Here is a 22,766-nt window from a genome sequence, read left to right as displayed (position 1 = left end):
AGATAAGGATCGCCAAATAGGTTTTCGGTTTCAAAAACTTGTCGCGGATTAATCGCTGCTTTGTTCGGCAAATGATTTAAGCCGCATCAGGGCAGAATCCCAGCGCCCCGCAACATGGTCAAGCCACGCACGTGCAAGGGCCAACCGATCCGGGCAAAAAGCATATCGGCTTTCACGCCCGATCCGATGACTTTCGACCAGCCCCGCCATTTCAAGCACGCGCAAATGTTTCGTCACGGCCTGCCGGGTCATGTCCGCGTCATTGGAAAGCGATGCGATTGACCGTGCCTGCCCATCCGACAGCCGATCAAAGATCGCCAGCCGGGTCGGGTCGCCCAAAGCAGCAAAGATTTCGGCGAAACCCGGATCGCCAGCAGATCCCGGCATGTGATTTTCAGTTTTCGACATATTTCCTGATATTTTCCAACTGGAACGCCCAGCCATTTGTGTTGGCCTGCAAGGCAGCCGAAAGACGGTGTGCTGGCAGTTTGTCAAAGCCGGTTTCACGCACGGTCACCCGTGTCACCCCCGCTTTTTCTTCAAGCCAGAATTCGACGAGCGTTTCCGGCTCCCTGCTGTAATCCACCTCCGGCTCAATCGCATAGGGATGCCACGTATAGGCAAAATAGGCCGGTTCCTCCATCGCCTTGATGGTCGATTGCCATTTCACATGCGTGAAGCCCTCAATCGTGATCTGGCCATTTGAAACCTGCCCGACGACAAAGGCATCTTTGATATTCACACCAAACCATGTTCCGAATTGCCTGTGATCCGTCAAGGCCCTCCAGACACGCTGGCGCGGAGCGTTGATCTCGATTTTCTTTTCAATGCTATTGGTCATTAAGCAACCTCCCGGTTGCATTTAATCTGACATGCAACATCCCAATACGCAACCCATAAGTTGCGCATTTAATTTACCATCCTCATCGACAAACGGCCTTCGGACCCCCTGCCGACTTCGGTCACTTTCGGCAATGGCGGCCTTCTCGCAACCGATGAAGCCCGGACAAACTTCCGGCGTCTGCCAGCTTCACCAGCAGACGGCCTTCGGGCTCACGGCCCGCTCCGATCACTTCGGCCATGTCGACATTTCCGGCAACCGACGAAGCCCGGACACACCTCAGGCGTCTGCCATCCTCGCCAACAGACGGTCTCCGGGCTTACCCCTCGCTCCGGTCACTTTCGACAATGGCGGTCTTCCCGCAACCGATGGAGCCCAGACACATTTCGGGCGTTCGCCATCCTCGCCAACAGACGGCCTTCTGGCCCACTACCCGCTCCGGTCAATCCCGGCCATGCCGACATTTCCGGCAACCGATGAAGCCCGGACACACTTCGGGCGCACGGGCCCCACCGGTCCACCATCGTCGGGTCACAGATCACCGCTGCCCGCTGCTGCCATCGCTGCCGCTCCCGGCAAATTCAACGCTCCTTTTCCAAAAGCACGCACCTCTCCCGTCATGACAAATGACCGGGTTAGCCCCCTTAGTCCTCGGCCTTAGTCATCAGGCAGAATACCGCCGTAATGGCTCCGCCATCCGCCGACCCATATCCTGCGGAGCATCCCGCCGCCCTGCCTGTATCTTTCCCGCTGCATCCTGATCACCTCTTTCATCCGGCCCCAAACGCAAAAACCCGCGAGGCTCAAGGCCTCGCGGGTTTCGGTCCGGGTGCTTTTCTCCCGTTGACTTTTCTTTTATGCCACAAATAAAAGAACAAATCAAGAACTTTTTGAAAAAAGTTTTATATGCAGCCTGCCCGCAGGCTATCGTCCGTGCTCCACCATCCGACCAAATAGTTCAGGCCCGGCCATTTTCAGGCCGGGCCTGTGTGCTCCCGTCATCCGGTATTATTGCGCCCAGATCCCCATCAGGACGCAGCGGATTGACGGAGCCCCCCTGTCTCGATGATGAAATTCTTGACGTCTTCAAGGCCATCCATCGCCTTCAGATTCGTAAACAGGAACGGACGGGTGCCGCGCATTTTTCTGGCATCGCGGTCCATCACCCCCAGATCGGCCCCGACAAGCGGTGCGAGATCGGTTTTGTTGATCACCAGCAGATCGGACCGCGTAATGCCCGGCCCCCCTTTACGCGGGATTTTGTCGCCGGCCGAAACATCGATGACATAGATGGTGATATCGGCCAGTTCCGGCGAAAATGTCGCCGAGAGGTTATCGCCACCCGATTCAATAAAGATCGCCTCAAGCCCCGGATGCTTGGCGCTCATATCCTCGACCGCGGCAAGGTTGATCGATGCATCTTCGCGAATGGCGGTGTGCGGGCAGCCACCCGTTTCAACACCGGCGATGCGATCCGCGGCCAATGCCCCCGACCGGGTCATGAATTCGGCATCCTCGCGGGTGTAAATATCGTTGGTGATCGCGGCGATATTGAACTCGTCGCGCATGGCCTTGCACAGCCGTTCCAGAAGGGCGGTTTTGCCCGAACCAACCGGGCCACCGATACCAATGCGAAGGGGTGAGCTCATGATCTGAAAAGCCTCGTATATTGGGTTTCGTGTTTCATCGACGTCCAGTCAACCATCGGGGCAGCCGCCCCCAGATTGACCGGATCGGTATTCATCGCAGTTTCGGTCGCCATCGCCACCGCCTTGTCAAGGGACGCCAGGGTCCGCACGCCATCGGTCTGCCCCAACGGCACCAGACGCACCGCACTCGACACCAGATTGGCCGCCATCGCGTGCAAAAACGCGCTCAGCGCATCGCGCAGCGGCACATCCGCCTCGGCCGCGGCAATACCAACCGCAACCGGATAGGATGGCAGACGATCATCTTCGCGCATTCGCTTGGCCCAGAGGGTCAAAATGCCATCGCCCCAGACCTTTTGGGCGGTCGAGACAAAGGCACGCCCCTGTGCCGTTGCCTCCAGCGCCATTTCAGCCGTCCCGCGCCAGCAATCGGCATCAACCCCGATATCAAATAGCGCGTCCAGATCCCTCGCACGCGCCGCGCGCCATGCGGCACAAAACAGCACCGCATCAATCCGCCCGGCACCGAATTCCAGAACCCCCTCGATCCAGGTTGTCAGGCTTTCGGCACTGATGACCCGGCGATCCTCGACCGCGTATTCGACACCGTGGGAATAGGTATAGGCCCCGACCGGGAATGACGGGCTAAGCCATGTCATCAACCGCATCAGACCACCCGGCGTCAGGCTGGCGGGGGAACGGGGATCAAGATCAGTGGTCATGCGGCTCCCCGATGGCATGGGCGTGCGCATGAGAATGGGAATGCCCGTGAGAATGCGCATCGCTATGGTCATGGCCGTGATCATGCCGGTGGTCATGATTATGATCGCCATGATCATGCGGTTCTTCGAAATGATCATTGCCGTGGCTATGCCCGTGGCCGCCATCGCCGCCCAGCCCGTGATAGGCCCCATTCAGCGGATCAAACGGGGCGACTTCGGCGAAAACAACACCGCCCAGCCCCTGCACCATATCGCGCATGACATGATCATCAATGATGCGAAGCCGCCCGTCTTTCAAGACCTGAAGCGGGGTATGACGGTTGCCGATATGCCATGCCATTTTGGCCGCCGCAATCGGGCCGGAACAGGTGATGGTCAGAACATCCTCGGCAGCCGCACGCACCACGATCACCCCGCCATCAACCAGACGCAACCGGTCGCCATCCCCCAAACGCACCGCATGGGGCAGATCAAGCAGGAACGCATCCCCGGCATCATCCATCAGCCGGATGCGCCGCCGGTGACGGTCGGCAAAGGCAAGTGTTACCGTACCGCGCACTTCGGATGTGTCGGACTGGCTAACCGGGATATGTTCAATCGCGCGACGCATGATCCGGGCTCCTAGAACAGGAAGTAACGCTGTGCCATCGGCACGCGATCAACCGGCTGACAGGTCAGAAGTTCACCATCTGCACGAACCTGATAGGTTTCCGGATCGACTTCCATTTTCGGCAGGGCATCGTTCAGCTTCATGTCCTTTTTGCCGATATTGCGCGTGTTCGAAACCGCCAGAAGCTGCTTTGCCAGACCAAATTCGGCGGCAATCCCGGCATCGATCCCGGCCTGGGATACGAACGAGAAGCTCGATTTCGACAATGCCGAACCATAGGCACCAAACATAGGACGATAATGAACCGGCTGCGGTGTCGGGATCGAGGCATTCGGATCCCCCATCGCCGCCCCGATAATCATGCCCGCCTTGATGATCATGTCGGGTTTGACGCCAAAGAACATCGGTTTCCAGACCACGATATCGGCGATCTTGCCGACCTCGATTGATCCGACATGCGATGCAATGCCCTGTGCAATTGCCGGGTTGATCGTGTATTTCGCGACATAACGCTTGGCACGGAAATTATCATTCCCCGGCCCGTCTTCCGACAGGTTGCCGCGCTGCTTTTTCATCTTGTCCGCCGTCTGCCAGGTACGCGAAATGACCTCGCCCACGCGGCCCATGGCCTGACTGTCCGATGAAATGATCGAAAACGCGCCAAGGTCATGCAGGATATCCTCGGCCGCAATGGTTTCACGGCGAATGCGGCTTTCGGCAAAGGCGACATCTTCGGGGATTTTCGGATCAAGGTGATGGCACACCATCAGCATATCAAGATGCTCGTCGATGGTGTTCACCGTAAAGGGACGTGTCGGGTTGGTCGAACTTGGCAGAACGTTGGCCTCGCCGCACAGCTTGATGATATCGGGTGCATGGCCGCCACCCGCCCCTTCGGTGTGGAAGGTATGGATGGTGCGGCCCTTGAACGATGCACGGGTATGTTCGACAAAGCCGCTTTCATTCAGCGTATCGGTATGGATCATCACCTGCACGTCAAGGTCATCGGCCACCGACAGGCAGGTATCAATCGACGCCGGGGTCGTGCCCCAGTCTTCATGCAGTTTAAGCCCGCAAACACCGGCTTTGACCTGTTCGATCAATGACCCCGGCAGGGTCGCGTTACCCTTGCCAAAGAAACCGATATTCATCGGCAATCCGTCAGCTGCCTGCAACATGCGGGCAATGTGCCACGGGCCGGGCGTACAGGTGGTGGCGTTCGTGCCCGCCGCCGGGCCGGTCCCGCCGCCCAGCATCGTGGTTACGCCGGAATACAGCGCATCTTCGACCTGTTGCGGACAAATCCAGTGGATATGGGCGTCAATCCCGCCTGCGGTGATGATATTGCCTTCGCCGGCAATCACCTCGGTTCCCGGACCGATGATGATATCGACACCGGGCTGCACATCGGGGTTCCCGGCCTTGCCGACCCCGGCGATACGGCCATCGCGAATGCCGATATCGGCCTTGATGATGCCGGTATAATCGAGGATCAGCGCGTTGGTGATCACGGTATCGACTGATCCCTCGGCGCGCGATGCCTGCGACTGGCCCATGCCGTCGCGGATGACCTTGCCGCCACCGAATTTGACTTCCTCGCCAAGGATCGTGAAATCCTGTTCGACCTCGATCAAAAGATCGGTATCAGCCAGACGAACCTTGTCGCCCACGGTCGGGCCAAACATGGCGGCATAGGATGCGCGATCAATTTCATAAGCCATTTTTACGCTCCCAGCTTGCCGTTGATTTTGGCGTTAAAGCCATAGACCACACCCGACCCGGCATATTTCACCAGATTGACCTCGCGCGTCTGGCCCGGCTCGAACCGGACGGCCGTGCCCGCCGGGATATCAAGACGGAAACCGCGCGCCGCCTCGCGATCAAAATCAAGACCCGGATTGGTTTCATAAAAATGATAGTGCGATCCGACCTGCACCGGGCGATCCCCGGTATTGGCGACGGTCAGTGTTTTGGTTTCGCGATCCTGATTAAGGATCAGGCTGCCTTCTTTGGTAATGATTTCACCTGGAATCATGGCCTGTTTCCTTTACCTAGCGGATCGGTTCGTGAACGGTCACAAGCTTCGTCCCGTCGGGAAATGTCGCTTCGACCTGAATTTCATGGATCATTTCGGCAATGCCATCCATCACCTGATCGCGCGTGATCACGGTCGCCCCGTCGCGCATCAGATCGGCAACCGATTTGCCATCGCGCGCGCCTTCGACCACAAAATCCGTGATCAGGGCGATGGCTTCGGGATGGTTCAGTTTCACACCGCGCTCAAGGCGGCGTCGCGCCACCATGGCGGCCATTGAAACCAGCAATTTGTCCTTTTCGCGTGGCGTCAGATTCATGCCGTTCTCCTAAATTTCCCAAAGACGCGGCAGCCGCGCCGGAAGTCCGCGTGTTTCATGGCGGAACTGTTTCCACCACGCGCCGTAAACCCGGCGCAATTTCATCGGATCACGCGCCATGAAACGCGTGATCACAATTCCCTTCGTCGCGGTTGCCGCGCACAACACATCCGTTTCCATCAAACCGTCGGATGCGCGCGCCAGACAATCGCGGGCAATATCAAGTTTTTCTTCGGCACCCTGCCCGACCAGAATGGCGGTCGCCGCCGCCCGCGCCCCATCAAAGGCTGCGGGATGATCAAGCATGCGCAAAACATCACCTTCCAGATGCAGCGCATCGCGCCAGACAGGCCGCCCGTCAATCGAGACATCCCATGCATCACGTGCCAGACCGGTTGCGAAAACCTCGCCGCGCGCAAGGCGGCCAAACACCATGATTTCACCGGCCATCACCTGCCCCGAACCGGTAACGGAAACCTTCGTCTTGCGACGCAGACGCGCCTGCTCAAACAGAATGGTTTCATGCGGCAGCCATTCCAGCCAGCCGTTATCTTCGGCCGCCAGATCAACCGACATGACGCAATCCGGCCCGGCGGAACGGTAAATCTTTTCGGCGGCCTGTGCGGTAAACAGGGCGGATGCACCTGCCCTGACCCGGCCTTCAAATGCCAGATGATCGCCACCCACCATGCCGCCCGATGTCGTCACCAGAACGGCAGTCACCAGATCCCCGGCCATCGGACGCGGGAACAGGATCTTCATCGGATCGCGGTAATAAAGATGATCGAGTGCGGCAAAACCCGGTTGATACCCGGACCCAGAACCCGGCTTGAACGCGACCTCGGCCCGGCCGTCGGTGACGATCGGGTTGGAAGCGTCTGACATTTGCGGTTCCGCCTTCAAATCGCTGCGAACCGGGTTTTCGAGTTTGCGAAGCTGCACAAAGCCACCTGAATGTTTCAGTCGCACAACCGGTTAACCCGTGGTCAGACCGGCTGGCCCATCGGCAAACACAGCAAGATGCGGGCCAAACCGCACAGCCCGCAATCGCGCCATTTACCGCACCGGCCCCAATTCACCCATGCGCAAAATTTTGGCAAATGCTGATCAAACAGTCAGATACGACCGCACCTTTTCGCGATCCAGTGCATCCTTGGACCCCGCCAGCACCACCTCGCCACGTTCGAGCACGACGATCTCGTCGGCCAGTTCATGGGCGAAATCAAAATACTGTTCGACCAGAAGGATCGCCATATCGCCGCGATCCGCGAGCTGTTTGATAACGCGCTGGATATCCTTGATGATCGATGGCTGAATGCCTTCCGTCGGCTCGTCCAGCACAAGAAGCCGCGGACGTGTGACCAGCGCCCGCCCGATGGCAAGCTGCTGCTGCTGCCCGCCCGAAAGATCGCCACCACGACGGCCCAGCATGTCACGCAGGACCGGGAACAGTTCAAAAATCTCGTCAGGGATATGACGAAGGGCGCGCGGAAGGGCGGCAAACCCGGTTTCAAGGTTTTCCTTCACGGTCAGAAGCGGGAAAATCTCGCGCCCCTGGGGCACGATCGCAATCCCGGACGCCGAACGACGCCACGCCGGATCACGCGAAATGTTTTTGCCTTCCCAGGTGATGTTGCCATCGGCAATCGGGTGTTGCCCGACAACGGCGCGCATCAGCGATGTTTTCCCCACACCGTTGCGCCCCAGAACCGCCGTGACCTTGCCGGTCTCCGCACTAAGCGACACCTTGCGAAGCGCATGCGACGCCCCATAAAACAGATCGATATTGGCTACATCCAGCATGATCAGCGCCCCAAATATACTTCGATGACCCGCGGGTCTTTCTGAACATGGTCAAGGCGGCCTTCGGCCAGAACCGATCCTTCGTGCAGAACCGTCACCTTGCAATCAAGGTCGCGGACAAATTCCATGTCATGTTCGACAACCACAACAGACCGGTCCGTTGCAATGGATCGCAGCAATTTGGCGGTTTGCTCGGTTTCGGAATCCGTCATGCCCGCGACCGGTTCATCCACCAGAAGCAATTCGGGCTCCTGCATCAGCAACATGCCGATTTCCAGCCACTGTTTCTGCCCGTGCGACAGGTTGGCTGCCGTCTCGTCACGCTTGTCGGTCAGCATGATGGTTTCAAGCGTCTGCTCAATGCGAAGCTTCTCGGCATTGCCCAAACGATGGAAAAGCGCCTGAAACACGCCGCGCCCGCCCGAACAGGCCAGCAGCAGATTGTCAAACACCGTATGGCTTTCAAATACGGTTGGTTTCTGGAACTTGCGCCCGATTCCAAGGTTCGCGATCTCGGCTTCATCAAGCTTCGTCAGATCGACTTCGCTTCGAAACATCACATCGCCGGTATCGGGCCGGGTTTTACCGGTGATGATGTCCATCATCGTCGTCTTGCCCGCCCCGTTCGGCCCGATAATCGCGCGAAGTTCGCCCGGCTCGACATAAAACGACAGGCTATTGAGCGCCCGGAACCCGTCAAAAGTGACGGAAACCCCATCGACATAAAGGATGGTATTGGCTTTGGCGGCCTTGCGTTCGGCCTTTTCAATCTCGATTGCGGCTGCCTCGCTCATGCCTTGCCTCCTTCGTTTGCACGCCCGTTCAGGAAACGCTTGCGCAGGGTGCTAAACGCCGATTGCCGGTCGGGTGCCCCAAATGCCGGCACCGCACCAATCACGCCCTTTGGCAGGAACAGGGTCACGGCAATGAACAACCCGCCAAGGAAGAACAGCCAGAAATCAGGCATCACACCGGTAAAGAAGGTCTTGGCATAGTTCACGATGAACGCCCCTAGCACCGCACCATACAGCGTGCCACGCCCGCCAACCGCCACCCAGATGACGATTTCAATCGACAGGGCCGGGGCAAATTCACCCGGATTGATGATGCCGACCTGCGGCACATAAAGCGATCCGGCAATCCCGGCCATCACGGCCGATACGGTAAAGACGAACAGCTTGTAATATTCGACCCGGTAACCGGTAAACCGCACACGCGCCTCGGCATCGCGGATCGCAATCAGAACCTTGCCCAAACGCGAATTGGTAATGCAGCGCGCCACGACATAACAGATGCCCAGCATCACACAGGATGCAATGAACAGGGCCGCCCGCGTTCCATCGGCCTGCAACGAGAAACCAAGCAGATCCTTGAAATCGGTCAGGCCGTTATTGCCGCCAAATCCCATATCGTTGCGGAAGAATGCCAGCAACAGCGCATAGGTCATCGCCTGCGTGATGATCGAAAGATACACCCCCGTCACCCGCGACCGGAAGGCAAGGAAACCAAACACAAAGGCCAGAAGCCCCGGCACGAACATCGCCATCACAATGGCAAACCAGAACATGTCAAAGCCGTACCAGTACCACGGCAATTCGGTCCAGTTCAGGAACACCATGAAGTCTGGCAGTTCCGGGTTGCCATAAACCCCGCGGTCCCCGATCTGGCGCATCAGATACATACCCATGGCATAACCGCCAAGCGCAAAGAACGCCCCGTGACCAAGGCTTAGAATCCCGCAGAACCCCCAGATCAGATCAACCGAAAGCGCCAGCAACGCATAGCAAAGATATTTGCCAAGCAGGCTCATCATCCATGTCGGAACATGAAAGGCCGATCCTTCGGGCACGATCAGGTTGCCGACCGGGATCAGGATCGACGCCGCAATCAGGATCGCAAGCAGTATCATCCCGCCGCGATCACGCAACAGCCACCCGATCACCGGCGTCATTTGGTATTTCGTGCGATAGTCGGTCATGTATCAGGCCTCCACCGCGCGACCCTTAAGGGCAAACAGGCCCTTTGGTCGTTTCTGGATGAACAGGATCAGCGCAATCAGAACAAAGATTTTCGCCAGCACCGCACCGGCCACCGGCTCAAGAAACTTGTTCACGATGCCAAGGCTGAATGCACCAAGAACCGTGCCCCAAAGGTTGCCGACCCCGCCAAACACCACGACCATGAAACTGTCGATGATGTAGGCTTGGCCAAGATTTGGGCTTACGTTTGAAATCTGGCTGAGTGCGACACCGGCAATCCCGGCAATCCCGGAACCAAGCCCGAAAGTCAGGGCATCGACATACCCGGTGCGAATGCCGACCGATCCGGCCATGCGGCGGTTCTGGGTGACGGCGCGCATCTGAAGGCCAAAGGCGGTATAGCGCAGCACAATCGCAATCCCACCCACCACAATCAGACTGAACAGGATGATCCACAGCCGGTTGTAGGTCAGCACCAGGCCGCTTGAAAGCTCAAGCGCGCCGCTCATGAAATCAGGGGCGGTAACCTGCTGGTTGGTTGCGCCAAACAGGCTTCGGATCGCCTGCTGCAAGACAAGGCTGACACCCCAAGTCGCCAGTAGCGTTTCAAGAGGACGACCATACAGGAACCGGATCACGCAGCGTTCGATCACGATGCCGACCAGACCGGCAACAACGAATGCCGCAGGCACCGCAATCACCAACGACCACGGCGAACCCGACGGAATGACAGATGAAAAAATCTGCTGCACGACAAAGGTGGTATAGGCACCGATCATGATCATTTCGCCGTGCGCCATATTGATCACGCCCATCACGCCAAAGGTGATGGCAAGGCCAACCGCGGCAAGCAACAGCACGGATCCAAGACTGATGCCGCGATATACATCCCCCAGCGTCTGCCACATCGAAAGCCGACCCTCAACCTCGGCAAGGGCGTCTTTGGCCGCAGCAACGACTTCGGGCTGGTAACCTTCGGCTTCGGCACTGGCAACGAACTGCGACAATACCGCACGGATTTGCGGTGTGGTTTCGCTGGCCAGCACTTCGATGGCGGTCAGACGTTCCTCGGTGGTTTCACCGGCCGCCAGCGCCATGGTCGCCCGTGCAAGTTCCATCCGCGCCAGAAGCGTCGCATCTTCCTCACGCTCGATCGCGCGGATCAGCAACGGCAACATCGACGGATCGCGGGCGTCCATGACCTGCTCGACGGCGGCAGTACGGATGCCGATATCCTGACTAAACAGGTTAAGGGCGGCCAACGCATCGCGCAGCGCGCCACGCAGACGGTTGTTGATCTTGATCTTGTCGAGTTCCTTGGAACCGCTTTCACCCACAACCTCGCCGCTGACGACGTCGATATGGTTCCAAACCTTGCCCTTTTTCTCGCCAATCACGACGTGTTCGTCGCTGGCGCGGACAAACAGGTTGCCTTCAAGCATCGCGTTCAGGATCGGCGCGACGCGGGGGTCGCCATCGGCGGCCATGGCCTCGATTGCTTCAACCTTTTTGGTCGAACTTTTATGGTTGAGCTGTTCCGTTATATTGCGCAGTTCTTCGTCGCTAAATGCATGTGCTGGTCGCGGCGACGCCAACACCATCACCGCAAAAATTGCGGCCAGGGCAAACAGGACAGGCAGGGAATTGTTCGCGCGGACACGGAAACGGCACAGGACAGCGGTCATGACAGTACGCATGGTCACCAAGCCTTTGAAAATCGGATGTCAGAAAATCGCAAAAAGAATGGTTGCCCAATCATCAGGACAACGAAAAACAGGCTGGCTGCATCAACAGCCAGCCTGTCCAATCCCGATCAATACATCGGTTTTTCACAGTTGCCGCAGACCCACGGATAGGTCCAGTCGGCGGTCAGCTTTGCGCTTTCAGGCAGGAAGTCCGACCATGCATCGCCAACGACGGTGCCTTCGGTTTCCCAAACGATGTCAAACTGGCCATCGTCCTGTACTTCGCCGATCAGAACCGGCTTGGACAGGTGATGGTTGGTGTTCATGACAGCGGTACCACCGGTCAGGTTTGCAACTTCCTGGCCATACATGGCTTGACGGACGGCATCAACATCGGTGGTGCCAGCCTGTTCAACAGCCTGTTTCCACATGTTAAAGCCGATATAGGTTGCTTCCATCGGATCGTTGGTTACGCGTTTTTCGTCACCGATAAAGGCATGCCATTTTTCGATGAAGGCCGAGTTCGCATCGGACTCAACCGACTGGAAATAGTTCCAGGCAGCCAGATGACCAACCAGCGGCGCGGTATCGATACCAGCCAGTTCTTCTTCACCGACCGAGAAGGCAACAACCGGAATGTCTTCGGCTTTGATGCCCTGGTTGGCGAGTTCCTTGTAGAACGGCACGTTGGCATCACCATTAATGGTCGAAACCACTGCGGTTTTCTTGCCGGTGGATGCGAATGCCTTCACATCGGCAACAATCGACTGCCAGTCGGAATGACCGAACGGGGTATAATTCTCCATGATGTCTTCATCGGAGATACCCTTGCCATTCAGGTAGGAACGCAGGATTTTGTTGGTCGTGCGCGGATAGACATAGTCCGTCCCCAGAAGAACGATACGCTCGGCACCGCCGCCATCTTCGCTCATCAGGTAGTCGACGGCCGGGATTGCCTGCTGGTTCGGCGCGGCACCGGTATAAAACACGTTGCGCGAGCTTTCCTCGCCCTCGTACTGAACCGGATAGAACAGCATGCTGTTCAGTTCTTCAAAGACCGGCAGTACCGACTTGCGTGAGACCGAGGTCCAGCAGCCGAACACGACATCGACCTTGTCTTTTTCAATCAGTTCACGTGCTTTTTCGGCAAAAAGCGGCCAATCCGAGGCCGGATCGACAACAACTGCCTCAACCTGTTTCCCCAACAGGCCGCCATTTTTATTCAGATCATCCACCAGCATCAGGACCGTATCCTTCAGCGTGGTTTCCGAAATAGCCATCGTCCCAGAGAGAGAGTGCAGAACGCCGACTTTAATCGTATCAGCGGCCTGGGCATTTGACATGGTCATTGCCGACCAAGCCAAGGCCCCAGCGCCCATAAGCGCCTGAAGCTTCTTATTCATTCTATTGCCTCCACTGCGAGTTTATTGCACCGCAGTGGTGCTTGCTAAAATCGTGCCAGATTCCGAATAATATGCTGCAGCGCCAGAAATCGCGGCGACTCAACGCAATATCCAACTATTTAACAGGCAAAAAACGGAAAATATTTGCGTTGGGCGCGATTTCAATGATCACTTTTCGATCATTAATTAAAATTTGATTATTTTTTAATCACGTTGACCTGCGCCCGCTCAGCCCTTATCTGAGGGGCGGAAGTTTCGCCTTTCTGCGGTTATTGCACCACAATGCCCATAGGCCGAAGCATCCCGCCCCGCCGGTTCGCCGGCGGGGTTGCTTATATGCAGTAATGCGGGTCAATCATTGTGCCGCAATGGCAGGCAGATCCGTTGAAATGTCGCCGATCACTGATCTGATCCGATTACGCAACCAGACCAGCCCGACATCCTTATCCGCCCAGATCGGCCAGTTCATGGTCACCGGCGGAAAGTTCAGCGGAATAGGCATTTCACAGAACACCAGCCCAAATAACGGCGCATATTGTACCGCAATCCTGCGCGGCACAGTCGCGACAATCGGCGCATTCCGGGCAGCGGCAAGCAACGGCATGAAATCCGGCGCGGCCAGAACGACATCAAGATCAATGCCAATTGCGCGCAAGGCATCACCAACGCAGCCTTCGACATTTCCCGTCTGGGACAGGACCGCGTGGCGTGCGCCAAGGTATGTTTCGCGAGATAGCGGCAGTGTCAGCTTGCACATATCGGGGTTAAAGCAACAGGCCACACTGGATTCAAACAGCACTTCGCCGATCTGGCGGGATTCCTTACATCCGATTGCCAGATCGATTTCCCCGGCATTTAGCATCAGATCGACCGTCTCGACAGTAATCGAACGACTCACCAGACGCACACCGGGTGCGGTTGATTGCAAATGGTGCACCAATGCCGGCAACAGAACCATTTCCATTTCGCCGGTGATACCGATCCGGAAAATGCGATCTGCCGTGTCCGGATCGAAACTGTCGGTCGCCTGAAGCGCACTTTGTGCCTGTGTCAATGCGGCCCGAACCGGCCCGGCCAACGCACGTGCTTTTGCGGTTGGCTGCATTTTCTGTCCGACACGGACAAAAAGATCATCCTGCAACAGCATCCGGAGCGTTGATAAATTGTGGCTCATGGCGGACTGCCCAATCCGCAACTTTTCCGCAGATTTTGTGACGCTTAGCTCTTGCATCATTGCGTCAAACGCAATCATGAGATTGAGGTCAAATGACCTTAAATTGAAATGATCAATAGTATCCATGATCCGCATCGATTTGATTACTGACTGATTGGAATATAGCCTTTCTCTATCGCGTTACAAGCTGCCGGTTAAATCCCGGCATTTGATTGAGGGAGAATATTCTGATGCTGTCACGCAGAGACATGCTTAAAGGTTCGCTTGCTGCCGCTGCCATCGGGGCGACGGCCAGCACCGTTTTTATTCCATTGCGCGCCGCGGCCAAGGCGCCACTGGTGGGCACACAGGCCCCCGGATATTACCGGCTGATGGTGGGCGACGTCGAAGTTACCGCACTTTCGGATGGGACCGGGCAGTTCCCGCTTGCCGATCTGTATCTGAATACCAGCCCCGAACATGCGCGCACGGCCCTTGCCAATGCATTTCAGGGAACCCCGACATCGACATCCGTGAATGCCTATCTTCTGAATTTCGGCGACCGTCTTGTTTTGCTTGATGCCGGGACCAGCGACCTCTTGGGACCGGAACTTGGTAAATTGCCGGGCAATATTATCGCGTCGGGCTATCACCCCGATCAGATCGATGATGTGGTGATTACCCACATTCACACCGATCATAGCGGTGGATTGATCATGAACGGCAAGAAAGCCTTCCCCAACGCCACGGTGCATGTACCGAAACTTGATGCCGAATACTGGCTGAGCACTGAAAACCGCGACAAGGCGCCGGAAAGTGCCAAGCAATATTTTGATCAGGCCGTCCTATCGACAAAGCTTTATAGCGAAAGCGGTACACTTTCGACTTACGAGGCCAATGCATCACCCGTTCCAGGTCTGATCAATTCAACGCATCGTCCGGGTCATACACCGGGCCACAGTGCACTTTGGTTTGAAAGCAAAGGCGAAAAGTTCGTTTATTGGGGCGACATCACCCACGGCGATGTCATCCAGTTTGACGAACCGGGCGTCTCGATTGCGTTTGATGTCGATCCAGATCAGGCCATAACCACTCGCGAGGCTGCCTTTGCCGAAGCCGTATCAGAAAAATATCTGGTTGCCGGGTGCCATATCGCCTTCCCGGGTATTGGGCATGTCATCGAAGACAGCACGATGTTTGACTGGGTGCCGATGAACTATCGCGCTGACGTCTGATCCGACTTCCCCGACCCGCGCTTAAGACGCCAGACGAAAAAGGGCGACCTGCATCACGCAGGCCGCCCTTTGATTTCCTTTTTCGACAAAACCAGCTATTCCGGCATCCCGGCACGGATCCACTGCCCCAGCTGTACCCGTTCCTCGTCCGTCATTTCGGTCATGTTGCCAAGCGGCATGGCGCGCCCGATAACGGACTGGGCCAGAACACGCTGCGCATTGGCTTTGACCTGCGCGATGTCATCAAACATTACGCCCATCGGCGCCTCGTCAAAGCCTTCATCGGTCGGGTTGGCAGAATGACAGGCCGTGCAGCGGGTCTGAACAATCGCCAGCGCATGATCGCCGGTGATGATTTCCTGATCGGCCAGCTTGGCGGCATCGGGATCATAGGACGCAAACATCGCCAGGATCGCCATGCCCACCGCAGCCGATGGCAGTTGCCATGCAATCGCCTTGCCGCGGCCCCCGGCATTACGCGTGTTAAAGAAATGGCGCACCAACCCGCCAATGATCAGGATCAGACCGACAATCAGCCACGACTGATCATGGGAAAACAGCATCGAATAATGGTTGCTGATCATCATCAGCAAAACTGGAAGAGTCAGATAGTTGTTATGCGTGGATCGCTGCTTGGCCTGCAATCCCAATGCCGGATCGGGTTTTTCGCCCGCCATCAGGCTAGCGACGACCTTTTTCTGGTTGGGAATGATGATGCGAAACACGTTGGCAGCCATGATCGTGCCAATCATCGCACCGACATGAATAAACGCCCCGCGACCGCTGAAGACATGGGTAAACAGATAACTCGCTGCCATGATCAGGATGAATAATGCAACCGCAAGCTTGCCGGTACTTTTACCAATCGCACTTTTGCAGATGATGTCATAGATCACCCAACCGGCAAACAGGCTGGCAATCCCGATCAGGATCGCATCCCATTTGCCAAGCGGCATGATATTCGGATCGATCAGATAGCTTTCGGCACTCCAGTAATACATCGTCACCAGAAGCGAAAAACCGGTCAGCCAGGTAAAATAAGCCTCATATTTGAACCAGTGCAGTTCGGGCGGCATGGATTTCGGCGCGACCATCCATTTATTGACATGGTAAAACCCGCCGCCATGGACCATCCATGCCTCGCCATACACGCCCTCGTCCATGCCGGGACGCTTGCGCAGGCTCAGATCAAGCCAGACGAAGTAAAAGGATGAACCGATCCACGCGATACCGGTGATCAAATGCGCCCAGCGCAGGATCAGATTGATCCAGTCCTGAAACAGAATATCCACCCGTTGAAACCTCCGTCTTGCAGGACGTCTCTCATACTGCCCTGCTGTCCCCTTGCCGGTTATGCGACACATCTGACCACATTGATCCGGAATTATTCCAATCAGAGTCCTAACATAGCGTATCCGGGCGCTCTATTATTAAGGGCAGGTGCATAATCGAAATGACTTTCAAGTTATTTTTTAAAATGGCACAGTGACCGTCAGGATTTGGAAGAATACAAATTCAGAAAATAAAAAAAGCTGTATCAGGAGCCCGCACCCCATGTCCGACTTTGAGGACATTCAGATTTTTGTCCGCGTAGCCGAGCTTGGAAACCTGTCTGCTGCCGGGCGCGAATTGCGCCATTCGGCGGCGGTTGTTTCAAACCGGATTGCACGCCTTGAAGAACGGCTGGGTGTACGGCTTTTGAACCGCACCACACGCCGGGTGAACCTTACCACCGAAGGCGATGTATATTACCGGCACTGCCTGCGCATTCTGGCCGAAATGCAGGAAGCCGAAAACGCCATCGCCAACCAGAAAAACACCACGCGCGGCCCGGTAACGCTGACCTGCCCGATTGCGTTTGGCAATAAATATGTCGCACCGATCATTCCGAAGTTTGTCGAGAAAAACCCCGATGTGCAGGTCAGACTGCACCTTTCCGACCGGTTGCTTGACCTGCTTCAGGACAAGGTCGACCTTGCCATTCGCATTGCCGAGTTAAAGGAAAGCTCGTTGATCGTGCGCAAGCTTGCGGCCAACAAACGCATGCTGGTGGCAAGCCCGGCCTATCTGAAAAGGCATGGTATCCCCAGCGCACCCGGTGATTTACTGCACCATAACTGCCTGTTGCTGCGATTTCCGGGATCACGTCAATATCAATGGACCCTGCTCGGCTCACAGAAAGAAGGCCCGGTGACCCTGTCGGTTTCGGGATCCATGGATTCAGACAATGGTGAAGTCCTGACCCGCTGGTGCCTTGACGGGCATGGCATCGCCCTTAAATCCTACTGGGAAGTCGGCGAATATATCCGCAACGGCCAGCTTCAGGTGGTTCTGCCCGATTATACGCCGCCAGCCCATGCGGTTTACGCGCTTTATCCCGAAAACCGTTACCTGCCGACACGTGTGCGGGCCTTTGTCGATTTTCTGGTAGGCGAGTTTGGCGGGACACCGCCATGGGATAAGAGCTGATAAAAACCCGTATATCCACAAAACGCTCCGATAGATGCAAGGCGTATTGCGGCTTTTGTTTGTATTACTTTTTGATTTCGGACAGATACCCACCCAGAACAGCCGCGACATTGAACCCGATGACGTCATGGGCATAACCACCTTCCATGACAAAGACAGTTTTCAATCCCAATCGCCCGATCATTTGTCCGATCCGTTTGAAATCATCGGTTTGCAGTCTGAAATCGCACAGCGTTTCCGCTTCGTGGGCATCAACGCCAAGGGCGATCACCAGGGCTTCGGGCTGCCATGTGATGATTTTCTGAATGGCCTGTGAAAAACCTTGTGACCACGGCCCAAAATCCGATCCGCCGGGAAGTACGATATTCAGGTTCGCCCCCTGCCCGTCCAGACGACCGGTTTCGTTTTCATAGCCCATGAAGAACGGAAACTGGTGCTTCGGGTCAGCATGAATCGAGACAGTCAGAACATCACCACGGTCATAGAAAATATCCTGCGTTCCGTTGCCATGATGGTAATCGATATCAAGTATCGCAACCTTTCTAGCACCCTTGGCAATCATCTGCTGGGCGGCAATGGCCGAGTTATTGAGGAAGCAATATCCGCCATAACGATTGGCATGCGCATGATGTCCCGGCGGGCGGGTCAGGGCAAAGGATGCCTCACCATCGTTCCAGACAGCATCGGCCGCCGATACTACGGTTTGCGCGCCCCAATAGGCCGCCTTCCACGTTCCCTTGGTAATCGGGGTATCGGATGAAATGGCATATTGCCCAAGACGCGCGCTGATATGGGCGGGTTTGCCGCCTGAAAATCCGGCTGTTGGCCAGACATAGGGAAAAGCGTCGTGGTCGTTGCCCGCCGCATTCCAGTCCGCCCATGCGTTTTCAAGAAAGGCCAGATAATCCGCATCATGAATTGAGGCAATCGGTGCCATGCCGTGATCGGCCGGATCAACAAGCTGCGCCTGCACCGAGTGGGCCACCGCATCACGGATAATTGCCATACGGCGGGAATTTTCAAAGCATGGAATCAAACGCCCATGGTGCATTTCACCATTCCCGTCATGGGCATCGTGGCGGGAATTAAAAAACACACGCATGACTGACTTCCTTTCCGGCAAAGGCGATAAGGGGCATCTATCCCCTTATCGTAGCAGAAAGTTCTTAACAGGTAGCTATTTGCGCGCGGTGCTATATAGCAGCTCGGCGATGGTTTCAAGGAAACCGCCAAGCTGTTTGCGCAGACTTTCAGCTTCCCGCGCCAGTTTGCCCGCCATATCACGCGTGGTATCGGCAGCCTCGCCCGTCTGACCGGCCATTTCAGAAACCACCGTGATATTGTCGGTCACTTCCTGTGCGCCGCTGGATGCCTGTTCGACATTGCGTGTGATGTTCGATGACAGTGCCGTCTGGGTTTCGACATTGTTCGAAATCAGGTCCGAACGGGCAGCCAGATCATCAATGACAGATGCAATTTCGCGGATCGAATTGACCGATGCTTCGATCGCATTCTGGATGTCCTGGACTTTTTCCTCAATCGATTCAGTGGCTTTGCTGGTCTGGTTGGCAAGTCCCTTGACCTCGTTGGCGACAACAGCAAAGCCCTTGCCCGCTTCGCCCGCACGGGCGGCTTCGATGGTGGCATTCAGCGCCAGAAGGTTGGTCTGCGCAGCAATATCGCGGATAAAACTGACGACTTCGACGATTTCGCCTGCGGCGGCTTCGAGCTGACCAATCCGGCCATCGGTTTCCTGCGCCAGACCATTGGCGCGATGGGCAATTTCAACCGATTCACGGGCCTGATCGGCAACGGTGCGGATCGACTGGTTCAGTTCTTCGGATGCCTCGGAGACGCCCGAAACATTGGCGGCTGTCTGGCGGGCCGCAGCGGCAACGTTGGTCGAACGCGAACTGGTTTCGTGTGCAATGCGGTTGGCATCGCCCGATGCGTTTGAAAGTGCACCTGCGGCTTCGGCAATCTGATCGACGGCCTCGAATGATCCGCTTTTGAATTCTTCGATGATGGTGTTAAAGCCGGTAAGCTTCTTTTCAATCGACGAAGTTGCCGCATTGATTTTCTGCGCCGACGTCAGATAGGCACCGACCAATCCGGTTTCGACAATCCGTCGATAATAACGGTTTTCAGAAACCGCGCCCATGGATGCAGCACTTTCCCGCAGGAAGGCGTCATTGCGGTCGATCAGCCTGTTGATCGCGATGAAAAGTTCGCGCATGTCGGGATGACTGTCGACATTGGTAATGCGTGCTTCGTAATCACCCTCAGCCGCGGCAAGAACAACGTCCAGTGCCTTTTTGATCCCCGATTTGCTGGAACCACCAAATAGCGACATTTTGAAACCTCGAATTAGCAATCAGCCTAAAGGCTTTGAATGAATTTGTCGTATGCCAGACCGGCATCTGAAAGCTTTTGCGCCAGCGCCTTACCAGCCGCAATCATACCGTCCTTGCGGTTGGCAGTGCTTTCTTCGATCTGACGGAGTTCCGCGTAAAGCGGGATGATCTTATCCTTGAGGATTTTCGGATCAGCCACCCGACGGTTCGAATGGTAGCCAATAATTTTGCCATTCGCGTCAAGACTGGGCGTGATATGCGCATATACCCAGTAGTGATCGCCGTTCTTTGACATGTTCACGACATAGGCGAAAATCTCGTGACCAGCAGCGATTTCATCCCAAAGCAACTTGAAAACGCAGCGCGGCATGTCGGGATGACGAATGATCGAATGGGGCTGGCCCAGAACTTCCTTTTCACGGTAGTCGGAAAGACGCAGAAAAACCTCGTTGGCATAGGTAATCCGGCCCTTAAGGTCCGTTTTACTGACAATCAGTTCTTCAGGCTTGAAATGGCGTTCCTTGCCGGTTGGCTTGGACCTGACTAGCGTTTCGCTCACGTTTCTGTCCCCGATTTTCTGTCCGATAACCTGCCATTGTAGACCACAGCAGTTTTGCATGTCCGGATATCATGTAACGATATATCCGCGAATGATAAATGTAAAATATCCATGTGATACATAGACTAAGCATGATGATAAAAATTAGATAAATATAATTGGCCATAGCGCTCCCGACATACAATAGCGGCGCCGGTCAGCGATCATGCCTTGTCAGATGTTCATGCTTTTGATTTTCTGATTATGGTGACGTTTGCAGGGAAGCAGCATGGCACAAGATCTTCGGGACTTTCCATTTCGCGTGGTCATCCATGAAAAGCATTCCGCCCAAGGGGTGCTTGACTGGCTGGACAAGAATATACGCAGCGACAGATGGACCATGGGCATTCGCAATATCGAACTGCCGCGTGCGACCCAATCCGCCCCCATCGTCGACATGGTGATCTATTTTGCCCGTCGGGAGGATATGGAGCTTTTCCGTGAACGCTGGGCTGGCAAGACGCGCGAACATAAGGTCAAATTGAAATTCTGGCGTGCCGCGCTCTATGCCCTGCTGCACCCGAAAATGGAAATGATCGCCTACGAAAAAATCGACGACAGCCCGAAACGCATCCGTCCGGGGGATCCGGAAACAAGCATCAAGAAGACCTGAAACGAAACAACCCCGCATACCAGATGCGGGGTTGTTCGTCGTGCTACCCTCAAGAGGCTTGCAGATCGTGATTATTTCGGCAGTTCGGCATCGATGCCTTTGATGTACCAGTCCATGCCCAGAAGCATTTCGTCGGTTGCATCTTCGCCTTCCTTGATGCGCAGTTCGCCAGCCTGATCATAGATCGGGCCTGCGAACGGGTGGATTTCACCCGATGCGATCTTGGCTTCGGTTTCTTCGGCCAGTGCTTTTACGTCATCAGGCATGTTGGTGTAGGGCGCCATGTCGACCATACCGGAATCGATGCCACCCCAGGTATCGGTCGATTCCCATGTGCCTTCGGCAACAGCCTTGGCACGCGCAACATAATATTCATCCCAATGGTCAACAATCGCGGTCAATTGAGCCTTCGGAGCGAACTTGATCATGTCAGATGCCTGACCAAAACCGACGATACCGCGGTTCTCGGCAACCTGAAGCGGTGCCGGGCTGTCGGTGTGCTGAACCATGATGTCTGCGCCCTGATCGATCAGGGCCTTGGCAGCGTCGCCTTCTTTGCCCGGATCATACCAGGTGTTGGCCCAGACGATTTTGACTTTAACGTCCGGGTTAACCGACCATGCGCCCAGCATGAACGAGTTGATGCCACGAACTACTTCCGGGATCGGGAACGAACCAACATAGCCGACAATGTTCGACTTGGTCATTTTACCGGCGATCACACCAGCAACATAACGACCTTCATAGAAACGCGCGGCATAGGTCGAAACGTTTGCATCACGTTTGTAACCGGTTGCATGTTCGAATTTCACATTCGGGAACTGCTTGGCAACCTTGACGGTCGGGTTCATAAAACCGAACGAGGTGGTGAAGATCAGGTTATGACCAGTCTGGGCCAACTGACGGATCACGCGTTCGGCGTCCGCACCTTCCGGAACGCTCTCGACATAGCTGGTGGTCGCATTGTCACCAAGGGCAGCTTCGATTGCCTGACGGCCGATATCGTGGCGATAGGACCAGCCATGGTCACCGATCGGGCCGACATAGACAAAGCCGGCTTTGACTTCTTCGGCCTGGGCAGCACCCATGCCGAGTGCAAGTGCACCGGTTGCCACAACGGCGGCAAGCGTGCGCTTCACGAGATTTGCATTCATTATTTGGTCTCCCTGTTAATCAGCTAATCAGGATTTAAACCCAATTGTTTACGCAATCAATGACGTGTTCTTGTCCAGACCAAGACTCAGCCAAACCGACCGCATGACAAAAGACCGGTTTGATTGAGTGTTGGTCCGATACGC

At 55.8% G+C, this 22,766-nt stretch carries 23 protein-coding genes; 3 read left to right on the top strand and 20 right to left on the bottom strand.

Features of this window, described 5'->3' with window-relative positions; genetic code table 11:
- Window positions 1–48: 48 nt before the first annotated feature.
- From AUP42_RS09295 to AUP42_RS09225, 15 genes are all read right to left on the bottom strand, one after another.
- Complete coding sequence (locus AUP42_RS09295) at window positions 49–408, bottom strand: ArsR/SmtB family transcription factor (protein ID WP_062951179.1); 360 nt, start codon at window positions 406–408, stop codon at window positions 49–51.
- Window positions 395–841, bottom strand: a complete 447-nt coding sequence (locus tag AUP42_RS09290) for an SRPBCC family protein (protein WP_062951178.1) — start codon at window positions 839–841, stop codon at window positions 395–397. The genes AUP42_RS09295 and AUP42_RS09290 overlap by 14 nt, the downstream gene beginning before the upstream one ends.
- Window positions 842–1,869: 1,028 nt before the next feature.
- Window positions 1,870–2,490 carry an urease accessory protein UreG gene (gene ureG, locus AUP42_RS09285; RefSeq protein WP_007088868.1) on the bottom strand — a complete coding sequence of 207 codons (621 nt, stop codon included), beginning with the start codon at window positions 2,488–2,490 and terminating at the stop codon, window positions 1,870–1,872.
- Window positions 2,487–3,212 (bottom strand): urease accessory protein UreF, encoded by a 726-nt coding sequence (locus AUP42_RS09280; protein ID WP_062951176.1) that lies wholly within the window; start codon window positions 3,210–3,212, stop codon window positions 2,487–2,489. Before AUP42_RS09280 ends, ureG begins: the two co-directional genes overlap by 4 nt.
- On the bottom strand, window positions 3,202–3,822 hold the full coding sequence (locus AUP42_RS09275) for an urease accessory protein UreE (RefSeq protein WP_062951174.1): 621 nt from the start codon (window positions 3,820–3,822) through the stop codon (window positions 3,202–3,204). Before AUP42_RS09275 ends, AUP42_RS09280 begins: the two co-directional genes overlap by 11 nt.
- A gap of 11 nt (window positions 3,823–3,833) precedes the next feature.
- Window positions 3,834–5,543: an urease subunit alpha gene (gene ureC, locus AUP42_RS09270; protein ID WP_062951171.1), complete on the bottom strand. Its 1,710-nt coding sequence runs from the start codon at window positions 5,541–5,543 to the stop codon at window positions 3,834–3,836.
- Between the two features lie 2 nt (window positions 5,544–5,545).
- Window positions 5,546–5,857 carry an urease subunit beta gene (locus tag AUP42_RS09265; protein ID WP_007088864.1) on the bottom strand — a complete coding sequence of 104 codons (312 nt, stop codon included), beginning with the start codon at window positions 5,855–5,857 and terminating at the stop codon, window positions 5,546–5,548.
- A 16-nt stretch (window positions 5,858–5,873) separates the two neighbouring features.
- Window positions 5,874–6,176: an urease subunit gamma gene (locus AUP42_RS09260; RefSeq protein ID WP_007088863.1), complete on the bottom strand. Its 303-nt coding sequence runs from the start codon at window positions 6,174–6,176 to the stop codon at window positions 5,874–5,876.
- Between the two features lie 9 nt (window positions 6,177–6,185).
- Window positions 6,186–7,061, bottom strand: coding sequence for an urease accessory protein UreD (locus tag AUP42_RS09255; RefSeq protein WP_231858212.1), 876 nt, complete (start codon window positions 7,059–7,061; stop codon window positions 6,186–6,188).
- 222 nt (window positions 7,062–7,283) lie between these two features.
- Window positions 7,284–7,979 carry an urea ABC transporter ATP-binding subunit UrtE gene (gene urtE / locus AUP42_RS09250; RefSeq protein ID WP_062951169.1) on the bottom strand — a complete coding sequence of 232 codons (696 nt, stop codon included), beginning with the start codon at window positions 7,977–7,979 and terminating at the stop codon, window positions 7,284–7,286.
- 2 nt (window positions 7,980–7,981) lie between these two features.
- On the bottom strand, window positions 7,982–8,773 hold the full coding sequence (gene urtD / locus AUP42_RS09245) for an urea ABC transporter ATP-binding protein UrtD (RefSeq protein ID WP_114122990.1): 792 nt from the start codon (window positions 8,771–8,773) through the stop codon (window positions 7,982–7,984).
- Window positions 8,770–9,957 (bottom strand): urea ABC transporter permease subunit UrtC, encoded by a 1,188-nt coding sequence (gene urtC / locus AUP42_RS09240; protein WP_062951167.1) that lies wholly within the window; start codon window positions 9,955–9,957, stop codon window positions 8,770–8,772. Before urtC ends, urtD begins: the two co-directional genes overlap by 4 nt.
- Before the next feature lie 3 nt (window positions 9,958–9,960).
- Window positions 9,961–11,655 carry an urea ABC transporter permease subunit UrtB gene (gene urtB / locus AUP42_RS09235; protein WP_156484585.1) on the bottom strand — a complete coding sequence of 565 codons (1,695 nt, stop codon included), beginning with the start codon at window positions 11,653–11,655 and terminating at the stop codon, window positions 9,961–9,963.
- Window positions 11,656–11,771: 116 nt separating this feature from the next.
- The gene (gene urtA / locus AUP42_RS09230) at window positions 11,772–13,046 is read right to left on the bottom strand and encodes an urea ABC transporter substrate-binding protein (protein WP_062951166.1); all 1,275 of its coding nucleotides are present in this window, start codon (window positions 13,044–13,046) and stop codon (window positions 11,772–11,774) included.
- Between the two features lie 355 nt (window positions 13,047–13,401).
- Entirely contained in the window at window positions 13,402–14,298 is an 897-nt protein-coding gene (locus tag AUP42_RS09225) for a LysR family transcriptional regulator (RefSeq protein WP_231858223.1), read from the bottom strand.
- Window positions 14,299–14,450: 152 nt separating this feature from the next.
- Between AUP42_RS09225 and AUP42_RS09220 the strand changes: the two genes are divergently transcribed.
- Window positions 14,451–15,434 carry an MBL fold metallo-hydrolase gene (locus tag AUP42_RS09220; RefSeq protein WP_062951165.1) on the top strand — a complete coding sequence of 328 codons (984 nt, stop codon included), beginning with the start codon at window positions 14,451–14,453 and terminating at the stop codon, window positions 15,432–15,434.
- A gap of 95 nt (window positions 15,435–15,529) precedes the next feature.
- Here the strand turns inward: AUP42_RS09220 and AUP42_RS09215 are convergent, their stop codons facing one another.
- Complete coding sequence (locus AUP42_RS09215) at window positions 15,530–16,726, bottom strand: urate hydroxylase PuuD (protein ID WP_062951164.1); 1,197 nt, start codon at window positions 16,724–16,726, stop codon at window positions 15,530–15,532.
- Window positions 16,727–16,988: 262 nt separating this feature from the next.
- Between AUP42_RS09215 and AUP42_RS09210 the strand changes: the two genes are divergently transcribed.
- Window positions 16,989–17,903, top strand: coding sequence for a LysR family transcriptional regulator (locus AUP42_RS09210; RefSeq protein WP_062951163.1), 915 nt, complete (start codon window positions 16,989–16,991; stop codon window positions 17,901–17,903).
- A 64-nt stretch (window positions 17,904–17,967) separates the two neighbouring features.
- On the opposite strand, the gene AUP42_RS09205 is transcribed toward AUP42_RS09210, so the two are convergent.
- From AUP42_RS09205 to AUP42_RS09195, 3 genes are all read right to left on the bottom strand, one after another.
- Window positions 17,968–19,005: a histone deacetylase family protein gene (locus AUP42_RS09205; protein WP_062951162.1), complete on the bottom strand. Its 1,038-nt coding sequence runs from the start codon at window positions 19,003–19,005 to the stop codon at window positions 17,968–17,970.
- Between the two features lie 75 nt (window positions 19,006–19,080).
- Complete coding sequence (locus AUP42_RS09200; protein WP_062951161.1) at window positions 19,081–20,256, bottom strand: methyl-accepting chemotaxis protein; 1,176 nt, start codon at window positions 20,254–20,256, stop codon at window positions 19,081–19,083.
- 26 nt (window positions 20,257–20,282) lie between these two features.
- Window positions 20,283–20,816, bottom strand: a complete 534-nt coding sequence (locus AUP42_RS09195) for a PAS domain-containing protein (protein WP_062951160.1) — start codon at window positions 20,814–20,816, stop codon at window positions 20,283–20,285.
- 268 nt (window positions 20,817–21,084) lie between these two features.
- On the opposite strand from AUP42_RS09195, the gene AUP42_RS09190 reads away from it, so the two are divergent.
- On the top strand, window positions 21,085–21,468 hold the full coding sequence (locus AUP42_RS09190; protein WP_062951159.1) for a hypothetical protein: 384 nt from the start codon (window positions 21,085–21,087) through the stop codon (window positions 21,466–21,468).
- Window positions 21,469–21,539: 71 nt separating this feature from the next.
- Here AUP42_RS09190 and AUP42_RS09185 read toward each other — a convergent pair whose 3' ends face one another.
- Entirely contained in the window at window positions 21,540–22,622 is a 1,083-nt protein-coding gene (locus tag AUP42_RS09185) for a BMP family ABC transporter substrate-binding protein (RefSeq protein ID WP_258547379.1), read from the bottom strand.
- Between the last annotated feature and the right edge of the window lie 144 nt (window positions 22,623–22,766).

Origin of the sequence: Thalassospira lucentensis, from assembly GCF_001613805.1 — a bacterium.
Taxonomy (GTDB): Bacteria; Pseudomonadota; Alphaproteobacteria; order Rhodospirillales; family Thalassospiraceae; genus Thalassospira; species Thalassospira lucentensis_A.
This window is presented reverse-complemented; position numbering and strand designations above follow the sequence as displayed.

What these genes read in the sequence shown, in the direction of transcription:
- AUP42_RS09200 (WP_062951161.1), bottom strand. Translation starts at nt 20,256, where the DNA reads ATGTCGCTATTTGGTGGTTCCAGCAAATCGGGGATCAAAAAGGCACTG.
- AUP42_RS09190 (WP_062951159.1), top strand. Translation starts at nt 21,085, where the DNA reads ATGGCACAAGATCTTCGGGACTTTCCATTTCGCGTGGTCATCCATGAA.
- AUP42_RS09220 (WP_062951165.1), top strand. Translation starts at nt 14,451, where the DNA reads ATGCTGTCACGCAGAGACATGCTTAAAGGTTCGCTTGCTGCCGCTGCC.
- AUP42_RS09260 (WP_007088863.1), bottom strand. Translation starts at nt 6,176, where the DNA reads ATGAATCTGACGCCACGCGAAAAGGACAAATTGCTGGTTTCAATGGCC.
- AUP42_RS09210 (WP_062951163.1), top strand. Translation starts at nt 16,989, where the DNA reads ATGTCCGACTTTGAGGACATTCAGATTTTTGTCCGCGTAGCCGAGCTT.
- AUP42_RS09225 (WP_231858223.1), bottom strand. Translation starts at nt 14,298, where the DNA reads ATGATTGCGTTTGACGCAATGATGCAAGAGCTAAGCGTCACAAAATCT.
- AUP42_RS09205 (WP_062951162.1), bottom strand. Translation starts at nt 19,005, where the DNA reads ATGCGTGTGTTTTTTAATTCCCGCCACGATGCCCATGACGGGAATGGT.
- urtD (WP_114122990.1), bottom strand. Translation starts at nt 8,773, where the DNA reads ATGAGCGAGGCAGCCGCAATCGAGATTGAAAAGGCCGAACGCAAGGCC.
- AUP42_RS09265 (WP_007088864.1), bottom strand. Translation starts at nt 5,857, where the DNA reads ATGATTCCAGGTGAAATCATTACCAAAGAAGGCAGCCTGATCCTTAAT.
- urtE (WP_062951169.1), bottom strand. Translation starts at nt 7,979, where the DNA reads ATGCTGGATGTAGCCAATATCGATCTGTTTTATGGGGCGTCGCATGCG.
- AUP42_RS09280 (WP_062951176.1), bottom strand. Translation starts at nt 3,212, where the DNA reads ATGACCACTGATCTTGATCCCCGTTCCCCCGCCAGCCTGACGCCGGGT.
- AUP42_RS09275 (WP_062951174.1), bottom strand. Translation starts at nt 3,822, where the DNA reads ATGCGTCGCGCGATTGAACATATCCCGGTTAGCCAGTCCGACACATCC.
- urtC (WP_062951167.1), bottom strand. Translation starts at nt 9,957, where the DNA reads ATGACCGACTATCGCACGAAATACCAAATGACGCCGGTGATCGGGTGG.
- ureC (WP_062951171.1), bottom strand. Translation starts at nt 5,543, where the DNA reads ATGGCTTATGAAATTGATCGCGCATCCTATGCCGCCATGTTTGGCCCG.
- AUP42_RS09185 (WP_258547379.1), bottom strand. Translation starts at nt 22,622, where the DNA reads ATGAATGCAAATCTCGTGAAGCGCACGCTTGCCGCCGTTGTGGCAACC.
- AUP42_RS09290 (WP_062951178.1), bottom strand. Translation starts at nt 841, where the DNA reads ATGACCAATAGCATTGAAAAGAAAATCGAGATCAACGCTCCGCGCCAG.
- ureG (WP_007088868.1), bottom strand. Translation starts at nt 2,490, where the DNA reads ATGAGCTCACCCCTTCGCATTGGTATCGGTGGCCCGGTTGGTTCGGGC.
- AUP42_RS09255 (WP_231858212.1), bottom strand. Translation starts at nt 7,061, where the DNA reads ATGTCAGACGCTTCCAACCCGATCGTCACCGACGGCCGGGCCGAGGTC.
- urtA (WP_062951166.1), bottom strand. Translation starts at nt 13,046, where the DNA reads ATGAATAAGAAGCTTCAGGCGCTTATGGGCGCTGGGGCCTTGGCTTGG.
- urtB (WP_156484585.1), bottom strand. Translation starts at nt 11,655, where the DNA reads ATGCGTACTGTCATGACCGCTGTCCTGTGCCGTTTCCGTGTCCGCGCG.
- AUP42_RS09295 (WP_062951179.1), bottom strand. Translation starts at nt 408, where the DNA reads ATGTCGAAAACTGAAAATCACATGCCGGGATCTGCTGGCGATCCGGGT.